12 protein-coding genes are annotated in these 12,374 nt (G+C 70.4%); 9 read left to right on the forward strand and 3 right to left on the reverse strand.

Annotated elements, in window-relative coordinates:
• Positions 1-114 precede the first annotated feature (114 nt).
• The 8 genes from MT347_RS02225 (at position 115) to MT347_RS02260 (ending at position 8,186) form a co-directional block, all read left to right on the forward strand.
• Complete coding sequence (locus tag MT347_RS02225; RefSeq protein WP_243497671.1) at positions 115-1,182, forward strand: hypothetical protein; 1,068 nt, start codon at positions 115-117, stop codon at positions 1,180-1,182.
• Position 1,183: 1 nt separating this feature from the next.
• A complete protein-coding gene (locus MT347_RS02230) occupies positions 1,184-1,462 on the forward strand; it encodes a hypothetical protein (protein ID WP_243497672.1) in 279 nt (92 codons plus the stop codon).
• Positions 1,463-1,609: 147 nt separating this feature from the next.
• Positions 1,610-2,278, forward strand: coding sequence for a TMEM175 family protein (locus tag MT347_RS02235; protein WP_243497673.1), 669 nt, complete (start codon positions 1,610-1,612; stop codon positions 2,276-2,278).
• A 15-nt stretch (positions 2,279-2,293) separates the two neighbouring features.
• On the forward strand, positions 2,294-3,409 hold the full coding sequence (locus MT347_RS02240; RefSeq protein WP_243498002.1) for a GuaB3 family IMP dehydrogenase-related protein: 1,116 nt from the start codon (positions 2,294-2,296) through the stop codon (positions 3,407-3,409).
• Positions 3,410-3,420: 11 nt separating this feature from the next.
• Positions 3,421-4,290, forward strand: a complete 870-nt coding sequence (locus MT347_RS02245) for an SURF1 family protein (RefSeq protein WP_243497676.1) — start codon at positions 3,421-3,423, stop codon at positions 4,288-4,290.
• A gap of 10 nt (positions 4,291-4,300) precedes the next feature.
• Positions 4,301-4,822, forward strand: a complete 522-nt coding sequence (locus MT347_RS02250; RefSeq protein ID WP_243497678.1) for a DUF3817 domain-containing protein — start codon at positions 4,301-4,303, stop codon at positions 4,820-4,822.
• Entirely contained in the window at positions 4,819-6,399 is a 1,581-nt protein-coding gene (gene guaA, locus MT347_RS02255) for a glutamine-hydrolyzing GMP synthase (RefSeq protein WP_243497686.1), read from the forward strand. The genes MT347_RS02250 and guaA overlap by 4 nt, the downstream gene beginning before the upstream one ends.
• 419 nt (positions 6,400-6,818) lie before the next feature.
• The gene (locus MT347_RS02260; RefSeq protein ID WP_243497688.1) at positions 6,819-8,186 is read left to right on the forward strand and encodes a glycosyltransferase; all 1,368 of its coding nucleotides are present in this window, start codon (positions 6,819-6,821) and stop codon (positions 8,184-8,186) included.
• 104 nt (positions 8,187-8,290) lie between these two features.
• Here MT347_RS02260 and MT347_RS02265 read toward each other — a convergent pair whose 3' ends face one another.
• From MT347_RS02265 to MT347_RS02275, 3 genes are all read right to left on the reverse strand, one after another.
• Positions 8,291-8,599, reverse strand: coding sequence for an MBL fold metallo-hydrolase (locus MT347_RS02265; protein WP_243497692.1), 309 nt, complete (start codon positions 8,597-8,599; stop codon positions 8,291-8,293).
• Positions 8,600-8,622: 23 nt separating this feature from the next.
• Positions 8,623-9,852 (reverse strand): non-homologous end-joining DNA ligase, encoded by a 1,230-nt coding sequence (gene ligD, locus MT347_RS02270; RefSeq protein WP_243497696.1) that lies wholly within the window; start codon positions 9,850-9,852, stop codon positions 8,623-8,625.
• 426 nt (positions 9,853-10,278) lie between these two features.
• The gene (locus MT347_RS02275) at positions 10,279-11,148 is read right to left on the reverse strand and encodes a Bax inhibitor-1/YccA family protein (RefSeq protein ID WP_243497698.1); all 870 of its coding nucleotides are present in this window, start codon (positions 11,146-11,148) and stop codon (positions 10,279-10,281) included.
• A gap of 142 nt (positions 11,149-11,290) precedes the next feature.
• On the opposite strand from MT347_RS02275, the gene MT347_RS02280 reads away from it, so the two are divergent.
• Positions 11,291-12,280, forward strand: coding sequence for a glycerophosphodiester phosphodiesterase family protein (locus MT347_RS02280; RefSeq protein ID WP_243497699.1), 990 nt, complete (start codon positions 11,291-11,293; stop codon positions 12,278-12,280).
• The last annotated feature ends 94 nt before the right edge of the window (positions 12,281-12,374 follow it).

Raw genomic sequence — 12,374 nt, forward strand, 5'->3', positions numbered from 1 at the left:
GTGCGCGGGTGAGTGCACAGATGAGAATCGGCGTGCATGCATGCCAGAAAAATCGCACGATCGTAGTCTTCCTGCAGACGCATGTGTACATGCGCACCGAAGCAGGGAGAGAACATGAAACGCGTTGTGATCGGCGTCGTCGCCGTCGCGCTCCTCGTGATCGGCGGGACGATGCCTGCCTCGGCGGAGGAGACCGAGTCAGACGTCTTGCAGCAGATCCTCGACGACACGGCGTCCGCGCGCCTCGAGGGCGATGACGTCGTCGCCCGCACGGGAGACGTGACCGCCGTCCTGCCCACCGACGTCGACGAGCCGGTGATGCTCTCGGCGCCCGGCGGTCAGGTGGTGACCGTGTCGCTGCCGTCGGACGACGCCGCCGCGCCCAGCAAACGGGTGGGCGCGGCGGCGGTCGAGCACGAGCGCGGGGACGGCTCGAGCATCGTCCCGGCCGTCCGCAGCAACGGCGTGTTGCAGGTCATGTCGGTGATGGACGACGCCGCCTCGCCGACGGCGTTCACGTACGAGGTGGCCGCGGGGGACGGGAGCTCGCTCGTGGCGCTGCCCGATGGCGGGGTGATCGTCCTCGATAGCGACGGTCAGGAGGCGGCGATGGTCGCCCCGCCATGGGCCCTGGATGCCGAGGGACGCAGCATCCCGACGCGCTACGAGATCGACGGCGAGCGTCTGACGCAGGTCGTCGACACAGCCGCTGCCGCCGACGTGGCCTACCCGGTCGTGGCCGATCCGGGAATCTCGGTGACCTACACGCAGTACCGCATCACAGATCTGAGCCGCAGCGACAACTGGACGAACCGCGGAGTGCAGATCGGACTGTGCAAGATCGAGCGCGGCGCCGGAGGTGGACAGTGCACGATCTCGGCCTCGCGGGACGTGGGCACGACGATCCAGACGAGCCTCGGCGCGACCGTCAGCGACGTCGCGGCGGGAATCAACTTCTCCGCGTCCCACAAGCGCACTGTGTCGGTGTCGTGGACCTCGCCGCGCGCATCGGTGGGATCGTCGTTCAAGGCGTGGGCGACCGGCACGAAGGCGAGCTATCGCGTGCAGAAGTGGATCGGCAACAAGGTCGTGGGGGAGTACCGGCCGCGGTGGAGGCTGGTCGAGACCTCGGGGCAGCTGATGGCCTTCTCTCCCAACGACGGCTTCGCCATCGGCCAGTGAAATGCGTCGCCCTTTCTCGATCTGGCCTCGCATCGTCGCGTGGGGCGTGCCGCTCCTCGCCCTCGGGATCGGGACGATCCTTGCCGCGGTCGACACGGTGCCGATCTGGACGTCCGGCGGTTCTGCGACGACGGGTGTCGAGACCTTCGTCGCCGGCACCGTCGCGCTCGGGCCCGCCGGACTCGTCCTGATCGGCGCGGGCGTGCTGTCGCTTACGGCGACGTCGCTCGTCGAGATGGTCCGTGCCGACGCGGCGTCGCCGGAGCAACCTGCGGGGTGACGCGGGGAGTTCCTGTTCACCGGTCATCTCGCCGTCCCGGCGAACACGTTCCGCGTGTGGACTCGTCGCAGCTCGCCTGAGAGAGAAGCGCGTCGTTCGGGTGCGCTGACGGCGCCGCACGCAGCACTCCGCGGCTACGCTGAGCGCATGATCCGGCGGAGAAGTCACCCCGACGCATCCGTGTCGGCGCGGCGTACCGAGGCGTTCACCGACGGGGTGTTCGCGATCGCGGCGACGCTGCTGGTGTTGGGGCTCACCGATCAGTCGTTGGGATCGCCCACCAGCAACAGCGAGCTCGCGGGCGCACTGCGCGACCTCTCGCATCCGCTCTTCTCCTTCGTCATCAGCTTCCTCATCTTGTGCCTCATGTGGGTCACGCACGTGCGGCAGTTCGAGTACATTGCCCGCGTCGACGGCCTCGGGATGTGGATCAACAGCTTCCGGCTGCTCTTCGTCGTGCTCGTGCCGTTCACTTCGTCGCTCAACACGACTTTCTCCGAGCTGCTGCTCGGACGGGTGCTGCTGCCGGTGAACTTCTTCCTCGCGATCCTGCTCGGGTGGGTGCAGTGGGTGTGGGCGGTCCGCTCGGGAGCGATTCCCGACCTGACCCGCTCGGACGCCCGTCGGATGGGGCGCGCGGGTCTCAGTGCGGTCCTCATCAGTGCGGTGGTCCTGGCCCTCAGCCCTCTCCTCGGATCGATCGCGTTCCTGCTCTTCGCCTTCGACGGTCTGGTCACGCGGATGCTGCGCGGTGGCAACGACCCGGCGGAGGCGCTGTCCGCCCCCGCCGCCGGTGATGTCGGAGGGCGCGGGTAGGCTGGAGGGGTGACCATGGAGATCGACCTCGGCCGCGCCAAGCGCGCCCGCCGCGCCTACACCTTCGACGACATCGCCGTCGTGCCGTCGCGGCGCACGCGCAATCCCGAAGACGTTTCGACCGCGTGGACGATCGACGCGTTCTCGTTCGAGATCCCCGTCCTCGGCGCCCCGATGGACTCCGTGGTCAGCCCGCGCACCGCGATCGAGCTCGGCCGCCTCGGTGGCCTCGGAGTGCTCGACCTCGAGGGTCTGTGGACGCGCTACGACGACCCCGAGCCGCTGCTCGCCGAGATCGCGACCCTGCCGGATGCCGACGCGACCCGTCGCATGCAGCAGCTCTACTCCGAGCCGATCAAGCCCGAGCTCGTCCGTGATCGCCTCGCCGAGGTGCGCGACGCGGGTGTCCCCGTCGCGGGAGCCCTGACCCCGCAGCGCACGCAGGATCTCTACGAGACCGTCGTCGCCGCCGGCGTCGACCTCTTCGTCATCCGGGGCACCACCGTGTCGGCGGAGCACGTGTCGAAGGTCGCCGAGCCGCTGAACCTCAAGAAGTTCATCTACGACCTCGACGTGCCCGTCATCGTCGGAGGAGCCGCTACCTACACCGCCGCCCTGCACCTCATGCGCACGGGAGCCGCCGGAGTGCTCGTCGGCTTCGGTGGGGGAGCGGCGTCGACCACGCGCGCCACCCTGGGCCTCCACGCCCCGATGGCGACGGCCGTCGCCGACGTCGCGGGCGCCCGGCGCGACTACCTCGACGAGTCGGGCGGCCGTTACGTGCACGTCATCGCCGACGGCGGCGTGGGCACGTCGGGCGACATCGTCAAGGCGCTCGCCATGGGGGCGGATGCCGTCATGCTCGGCGTCGCGCTCGCTCGCGCCACCGACGCTCCCGGTCGCGGCTTCCACTGGGGCCCCGAGGCGCACCACGCCAAGCTGCCGCGCGGCCGCCGTGTCGCCGTGGACCGGGTCGGACCCCTCGAGCAGATCCTCTACGGCCCGGCGCCCGTCGCCGACGGCACCGCCAACCTCATCGGGGCGCTGAAGAAGTCGATGGCCACCACCGGCTACTCCGACCTCAAGGAGTTCCAGCGCGTCGAGGTCGTCGTCGCTCCCTACGGTCACTGAACCGTCCCCGCATGACGTCGACCCCCGCGACCCAACCGGCCCCGCCGCAGATCTTCCCGCCCACGCTGCGGGAGGTCATGCTGCGACCCCGGTGGATCGCGTTGTTGGCGTTCTCGCTGATCGTGGCGGGTGTACTCGCGTGGCTGGGCCAGTGGCAGTTGGGGCGAGCGGTCGACACGTCACCGCCCCAGCCGGGCCTGACCGAGATCATCCAGCCGCTCGCCGACGTCGTGCAGCCGGGCGACTACCTCCCGGAGCCTCTCGTGGGGCAACGGGTCGAGGTGCGCGGCACCTGGGTGGCACCCGACTTCATCGTCGTCTCGTCGCGCTACAACGACGAGGTCGAGGGGTATTGGGTCACCGGACAGCTGCGGGTGTCCGACGCCGCTGAGCCCACCTCGATCGCCGTCGCCACCGGCTGGACGCAGAGCCTCGAGCAGGCGAACGTCGCGGCCGCCCAGCTGCGGGCCGACGCAGAATCCGACCCCACGGCCGTGGTCGAGGTCACCGGACGCCTCATCTCCGACGAGGGGCCGTCCGTCCCGCCGGCGGGAGCCGACCCGCAGACCCTCATGCGCATGTCGCCCGCGATGCTGCTGGGCCGGTGGCATGACATCACCGACGTGAGCGTCTACCGGCAGTACATCGCGTCGCAGACGGCCATCGGCCCGGTCGACGTCATCGCGTCCCCGGCCCCCGACGAGCGCTCGCGGGTCAACTGGTTGAACATCTTCTACGCGGCCGAATGGGCCGTCTTCGCGGGCTTCGCGCTGTATCTCTGGTACCGCCTCGCTCGCGACGCGTGGGAGAAAGAAGTCGAAGACCTCGAAGACGAGCAGGCCGAAGCGCTCGCGGCGGGGGCCGCGGCCTCCCGCGACTAGACTGGCATCCATGCCTCGCGCCCCCAAGCTCGCCTCGTTCCCGGCGATCCGCGGAGCCCTGAAGTTCTACCAGATCTGCTCCATCATCACCGGTGTCGGCCTTCTGCTGCTGGTCGCCGAGATGATCCTGAAGTACACGCCCATTCACGTGGAGCTGTTCCTCGGCGGATCGGGCGGCTTCCTGTGGTTCGCCGATGCCGTGCCCGGCCCCGACTGCCAGTGGTTCTCGCTCTTCGTCCCCGGCGGCAGCGGCTGCGAGATCCTGTCGACCGGCGACGGTGTGAACGTCTCGCTCGCGATCCTCGTCGCGCACGGCTGGTTCTACGTGGTGTACCTCTTCTCGTGCTTCCGCGTCTGGAGCCTGATGCGGTGGCCGTTCCGCCGCTTCGTCTTCCTCGCCCTCGGCGGCGTCGTGCCGTTCCTCTCCTTCATCCTCGAGGTGCGCACCGCCCGCAGCGTGCGCGCCTACCTCGCCGAGCGCGAAGCCGCCCAGGCCAGCGCTCCCGTTCCCGCCCCGGAAGGCAACCGGTGACCGAACAGACCGAAACGTCCCAGCGCCCCGTCCTCGTCGTCGACTTCGGCGCCCAGTACGCACAGCTCATCGCCCGCCGCGTCCGCGAGGCCGGGGTCTATAGCGAGATCGTGCCGCACACGGCCTCGGCCGACGAGATCGCGGCGAAGAATCCCGTCGGCATCATCCTGTCGGGCGGCCCGTCGTCGGTGTACGAAGCCGGCGCCCCCAGCCTCGACGCCGGTGTCTTCGACCTCGACGTCCCCACCCTCGGCATCTGCTACGGCTTCCAGGTCATGGCGAAGGCGCTCGGCGGCGACGTCGCCAACACGGGGCTCCGCGAATACGGAGCGACGGATGCCACGGTGGTCACCGAAGGCACCCTGCTGCAGGGCCAGCCGGCCGAGCAGAACGTGTGGATGAGCCACGGCGATCAGGTCTCCCGCGCCCCCGACGGCTTCGAGGTGCTCGCCCGCACCGCGCACACGCCCGTCGCGGCGTTCGCGAACGACAGCCGTCGCATGTACGGCGTGCAGTGGCATCCCGAGGTCAAGCACTCCGACCACGGCCAGCAGGTGATCGAGAACTTCCTCCACAAGGCGGCGGGGCTCCCCGCCGACTGGAACAGCGGCAACGTCATCGCCGAGCAGGTCGACCGCATCCGCCAGCAGGTGGGCACCAGCCGCGTCATCTCCGCCCTGTCCGGTGGCGTCGACTCCGCCGTGTCGACGGCGCTCGTGCACGAGGCCGTCGGCGATCAGCTCATCGCCGTCTTCGTCGACCACGGTCTGCTCCGTCAGGGTGAGCGCGAGCAGGTCGAGAACGACTACGTCGCCTCCACCGGTGTGAAGCTCATCACCGTCGACGCGCGTGAGACGTTCCTTGCCGCCCTCGCCGGCGTCAGCGACCCCGAGCAGAAGCGCAAGATCATCGGCCGCGAGTTCATCCGCGCATTCGAGAAGGTGCAGGCCGACCTCGTCGCCGAAGCCAAGGCCGAGGGAGAGCAGGTGCGCTTCCTCGTGCAGGGCACGCTGTACCCCGACGTCGTGGAGTCCGGCGGCGGCGCCGGCACCGCCAACATCAAGAGCCACCACAACGTGGGCGGCCTGCCCGAAGACCTTCAGTTCGAGCTGGTCGAGCCGCTGCGCACCCTCTTCAAAGACGAGGTGCGCGCGATCGGGCGCGAGCTCGGCCTGCCCGAAGCGATCGTGGGCCGCCAGCCCTTTCCGGGGCCCGGTCTTGGCATCCGCATCGTGGGCGAGGTCACCGCTGACCGTCTCGAGATCCTGCGTGAGGCCGACGCCATCGCCCGCGCCGAGCTGACCAAGGCCGGCCTCGACGGCGAGATCTGGCAATGCCCCGTCGTGCTGCTCGCCGACGTGCGCTCCGTCGGTGTACAGGGCGACGGCCGCACCTACGGCCACCCGATCGTGCTGCGCCCCGTCTCGAGCGAAGACGCGATGACCGCCGACTGGACGCGTCTGCCGTACGACGTGCTGTCGAAGATCTCCAACCGCATCACCAACGAGGTGCGCGACGTCAACCGCGTGGTGCTCGACGTGACGTCGAAGCCGCCGGGGACGATCGAATGGGAGTGAGCCTCGGCTGACTCCTGACCCCGCAACGGCGCCGTCGTCCGGTTCCGGGGTGTCATCTTCGAGTCGAGAGCGGGGCCCCTTCCCCGATCGACCCGAAGACGACACCCCTCCACCGGACGGCGGCGCCGTTGCTCTGTCGTCGGCCGGTGGAGGTATGGCGCGCCTGCGGCGCGCGGGTCGAGAGCGGGGCCCCTTCCCCGATCGACCTGGAGACGGTGCCCCTTCGCCGTCCGGCGTCGGCGGCGCTCGCTGCCCTGCTGACAGGGGGTGCCAATGTCCGGTTCGGGGCGGGATCGGCTCATCGGGGCGGGTGCGAGGCGCCCCGAATGGCGGAAGGTGCCCCGAACCAGCGCACGCGTCACAGCCTCGCCGCGGAGAACGGAGCGGGTGACCCTCCGCGGATGCGGGAGGATGGGGGCGTGAGCGACGCCGAGTTCCCCGACGCCTGGTACCTGATCCTGTCGAGCAGACTCGTCCCCGACCTCGACGGCGGATACACGATCTCGACCCTCGCTCGCGCGCGGCAGATGGCGGATGCCGGTGCGCAACCGCTCCTGCTGACGGTGGACCCGGGTGCGGCCGAGGCCCACGCGGCCCACCGGGCGACCTTCGTCGAGCGCGGGGCCGTGGCGGCATCCGGGGTCTTCCGCAACCTCTTCGACGAAGTCGTCGGTCCCGCGGGGGGAGCGGCGGACTGGGTGCGGGAGGCGGCGCACGACGGCACCGCCGACGCGGCGCTCGAGTACCGCAGCGTCGCCGGTGAAGCGATCGATCTGCCGGTCGTGATCGACCCCGACTGGCTCCTCACGACAGCGCCGATCGTCGTCCGGGATGCCGCGGGCGACCCCGTCGGCGTGATCAATGGATTCGGTGCGCTGTATCGCGCGTGGCTGACCCACGTCGCCGCGGGGCTCCGGCAGGAGATCGACCGGCCCATCGTCGTCATCTGCGAGTCGCGGCAGCTCGGTGAGCTCATCGTCGGCTGGGGCGATGACCGGGTGCGGATCGTTCACACCGTGCACACGATCCACCTCGAGCCGCCCTACCGCGACGACGCCGACCTGAACCCGCTGTGGCGGCGGTGGTTCGCGATCTCGCCGCGTTTCGACGCCGTGCTGTGGCCGACGGCGTACCAGCGCGACGATGTGCGGGACCGTTTCGGGGCGGTGGCGAACGACCTCGTCGCACCGCACGCGGTCGCGGGTCCCGCGACGGTGGTGCCCTCAACCGAGCGCGATACCGGCCGAGTCGTCGTCCTGGGGCGGCTCGCTCCGGGAAAGCGTCTGGACCATGCCGTGCGCGCCTTCGCGCGCGCCGCGGCCGACATGCCCGGCGCGCACCTCGAGCTGTGGGGCGAGGGAGGGCAGCGCGGCGCGCTCGAGGCACTCGTCGCCGAACTGGATCTCGCCGAGTCCGTCGCGCTCCCGGGTCTCACCCTCGACCCCGGGGCCGTGCTCGACCGGGCCGCGGTCTACCTGACGACCTCAGCGTTCGAGGGCCAGGGCCTCGCCCTCGCCGAGGCTCTCGCGCACGGGACCCCGGTGGTGGCCTACGACATCCGCTACGGCCCGCGCGACATGCTGGCCGGTGGTGGTGGCATCCTGGTCCCGGATGGCGACGAAGAGGCACTCGTCGACGCGCTGCGGGATGTGCTGGCGGATGCCGCGCTGCGCGAGCGCCTGTCGACCGAAGCCGTGGATGCCGCGACGACGCTGAGCCCTGCCCGTGCCATGCGGACATTGGCGGCCGCGTGCGGTGAGGCCCTGTCGCGCGAGCGTCGCCGCTGAAGAGGGCGGGGCGGGGCCGAGTCCGCGAGAAGCTCGGTGGTCCGGGGTGGGGCCGAGCCCGCAACGCACCGATGGAGGGCCGGGCGCATGGCCGGCGGTGCGGATCAGCCGCGCGCGACCGCACGTACCGCCTCGGCGGCGGCCGCAGGCGAACCGTGGAACGAGGGGCCGTGTCCGGGCAGCACCCAGTCGGCATCCAGATCGGCGATCCGAGAGAGCGAGGCGAGCGCCTCGATCGGGTCGTCGGTGAAAGGGGCGGGGCCGGGACCCGTGCGGCCGGTGAGGACGTGTCGCGTCGTCAGGGCGTCGCCGACGAACACCGCGCGCACGGCGGGGGAATGCACGGCGATGCTGCCCGGTGAGTGTCCGGGCATGCCGACGATGCGGGGGCTCCCCGCTACGGCATCACCCACCTGGTGGGCTCCCTCACGCCGGCTCAGGAGCCGGAGCGGCCGGCCCAGGGGTCGTAGTCGGCGATCAGCTCCTGTTGCGCCGGGCGCTCGGCATCCGGCACGTGCTGCAGATTCACGCGGACGCGGTACCAGAGCGAACTCGACCCGCGCATCCCGTCGACGAGGACGTCGGCGGGATGGAGGGCGGCGGTGGCCTCCGGATGCCGCGCCTTCCACGTCTCGAGCGCCTCGAGGGCTTCGGGCTTGGTCTTGGTGCGGGCGACCTCGATGAGGGGCATGGTCGACGCGCGGCGACCGGAGCCGTCGGAACCGCGCGGAGGCTTCTCCGCCGGGCCGAGCTCGTTCGCGAGGGCGAGGAGGCCGTCGAGGGAACCCGCGCTGTCGTCGATGCCGGCGTGCGGATCACCGATCGCGCGGAAGCGCTCGGGCACCGTGAGCACGGTGAACTCCTCGGGGCGGCGACCCTGCACCTCGTCCCACGTCAGCGGGGTCGAGACGCGGGCGTCGGGGAGTGGACGGATCGAATAGGCCGACGCGACCGTGCGGTCCTTGGCGTTCTGGTTGAAGTCGACGAAGACGCTCTCCCCGCGCTCCTCCTTCCACCACCGGGCGGTGGCCAGTCCGGGTGCGCGGTTCTCGACCTCGCGGGCCAGGGTCTCAGCGGCCAGGCGCACGTCAGCGTAGTCCCAATCCGGGCGGATACGCACGAGGATGTGCAGACCGCGCGAGCCCGACGTCTTCGGCCAGCCGACGAGGCCGTGATCCTCGAGCACCTCGCGCGCGATGAACGCGACGTCGACGATCTGCGCCCAGTCGACGCCCGGCATCGGGTCGAGGTCGACCCGCAGCTCGTCGGGGTGGTCGAGATCCTCGGCACGGACGGGATGCGGGTTCAGGTCGAGGCAGCCGAGATTGACGACCCACGCCAGCCCCGCGGCATCCCGGATCACGGTCTCTTCGGCGGACGTGCCGGAGGCGTAGCGCAGCGTCGCGGTGTCGATGAAGGCAGGGTGGTTCTCAGGCACGCGCTTCTGGAAGAAGGGCTCCTGGCCGAGGCCTTTCGAGAAGCGTTTGAGCACCATCGGTCGGCCGCCGGCGCCGCGTAGCGCACCCTCGGCCACGGACAGGTAGTAGCGCACGAGGTCGAGCTTCGTCAGGCCGGGCTCGGCGAACACGACGCGGTCGGGGCTCGTGACGCGCACCTCGTGGCCGTCGACGTCGATGATCTCGGCGGGAGTCTTGGCGGGGCTCATGCCGCGACGTTAGCGCCGTGGCATCCGCAGTCCGTACCCCTTGCGGTGCGCAAGCGGTGCCCGCGAGGACACGATCGGCTGGTGCCGCGGTGAGCGTCCAGGACGCCCGGACGGTGTCGTGGGGTGTCCGGGTGTTGTGGACACTCGCGTGGGTGGGCCGGTGGTTGGTCCCGTTCGGTGTCCAGGACACCCGGACGGTGTCGTGAGGTGTCCGGGTGTTGTGGACGTTCGAGTGGGTGGGTCGGTGGCCGGGCCCGTTCGGTGTCCAGGACGCCCGGACGGTGTCGGGGGGTGTCCGGGTGTTGTGGACACTCGCGTGGGTGGGCCGGCGACCGGTCGGCGCGACGGAGAGGGCCCGGCGCCGTGCAGCGCCCGGGAACGACGAAGGGCCGCCCCATGGGACGGCCCTTCGTGCGGATCAGTGCGTCAGTTGTTGCCGCGCACGATCGCGATGAGGCGCAGGATCTCGACGTACAGCCACACGACGGTGACCATGATGCCGAAGGCGCCCACCCAGCCGTAGACGCGCGGCGCGCCGTTGCGGACACCGCGCTGGATCTGGTCGAAGTCCATCACGAGCGAGTAGGCCGCGAGGATGACGACGAACACGCCGATGAAGACGCCGAGCGGGATGCCGAAGATCTCGATGGAGCTGCGCAGGCCGAAGGCGCCGCCGGCCACCGGCACGTTGAACAGCATGAGGCCGACGTTGACCAGGCTGAACACGAGGTAGCCGACCATCGCGATCATGAAGATCTTGGTGGCGCGGGCCGAGGCGCGGATCTTGCCGCTCGCGAAGAGGGCCAGGGTCACACCGACGACCGAGAGGGTACCGAGCGTCGCCTGCAGGACGATGCCGGGGAACATCAGCTCGAAGAACGCGGAGATGCCACCGATGAACAGACCCTCGAACGCCGCGTAGGCGACGAAGACGGGCACGGACGGCTTCTTCTTGAAGATCGCGACCATGGCGAGGACGAATCCGCCCAGACCACCGATGATCATGGGCAGCGCGCTGGGCTGGCCGGTGGTGCCGACGCTGCTCGTCGTCCAGATCCAGCCGACGACGGCGGTCACGACGAGGATGCCGAACAGGGCGAGGGTCTTCATGACGGTGTCTTCGACCGTCATGCGTCCGGTGTCGACGGCGCTCGCGGACGGGGCTGCGTAGGCGCCTTCGATCGACGCGGCGGCGGCGGGGTCGACGGCCGGGGGCGGGCTGTAGCGCGTCTGGGCGCCACCGGCTCGAGGGTCCTGGAACGCCGGGTTGCTGAATGCCGGGTTGTTGAGGGCCACGGGAACTCACACTCCAAAGATGGTGATCACAGCACCGTGCTGTCAGACAACACTAGCCGAGGCGCATCCGGGATTCCTTGTGCTGACTGGGATTCTGCTTTGAGCGATACTGCCGTTCACCTGACGCTCCTACGCTGCCCGCGTGCCTCTCGTCATCGGTCACCGCGGAGCGCCCGGGTACCTTCCCGAGCACTCGCGCAGCTCCTATCACCGCGCGATCTCGGCGGGGGTGGATGCCATCGAGCCCGACGTCGTCCCTACCCGCGACGGCATCCTCGTCGTGCGGCACGAGAACGAGATCGGCGCGACCACCGATGTCTCGACGCGGCCCGAATTCGCCGAGCGTCGGACGTCGAAGCTCGTCGACGGGGAGCCGATGGAGGGCTGGTTCACCGAGGATTTCACCTGGGAAGAGCTCGGCACCCTCCGGTGCCGCGAGCGCATCCCGGCGCTCCGTCCCTGCAGCGCGGCCCACGATGACGAGGAACCGGTCCTGCGGCTGCGCGACGTGCTCGACCTCGCGCGGGTGCACGGCGTCGGCGTCGTGCTCGAGATCAAGCACGCGGCATCCTTCGCCCGCCTCGGCTTCGACATGGCCGCTCTCGTCGAGGCCGAGCTCCGGGACGCGGGGTGGGCGGATGCCGCGGACGCCCTCGTCATCGAGTCGTTCGAGCCCCTGGTGCTGGCGCGGCTGCGGCATCGCGGTATCCGGGCTCCACTGGTGCAGCTCATCAAGGCCGCGGGCGCTCCCTGGGACCTGCGCGAGCGCGACGGTGCGGACGCAGCGCCGTTCGCCGCCATGCTGACACCGGCTGGTCTGGACGCTCTCGCGGCGGAGGTCGACGGCATGAGCCCGGATAGGCGACTCGTGCTGGCGCCCGACGGTGAGGGGCGCGTTCGCGGACCCGCATTATTCGTGTCCGAGGCGCGTGATCGCGGCCTGACGGTCTTCACCTGGACGTGTCGGCCCGAGAACGTCTTCCTGCTCCCGGAACACCGTCTCGCCGGCGGTGACGGAGCATTCGGCGACTACCGCCGCGAGTGGTCCGTGCTGCGCGATGCGGAGCTCGACGGGGTGTTCGTCGATCATCCCGACCTGGGGGTCGATTTCTTCGGGTCTGGTCGAGGCTGACGGGCGGTTCGCCGCGTCCCGAGTCGAGCGCCGGCGTATCGGATGTCGAGGGAGCGTCTCGCGGCAGGGGGGGGGGGGGGGGGCTGACTCTCCG

The sequence above is a fragment of the Microbacterium sp. VKM Ac-2923 genome, from assembly GCF_022815605.1.
GTDB lineage: Bacteria > Actinomycetota > Actinomycetes > Actinomycetales > Microbacteriaceae > Microbacterium.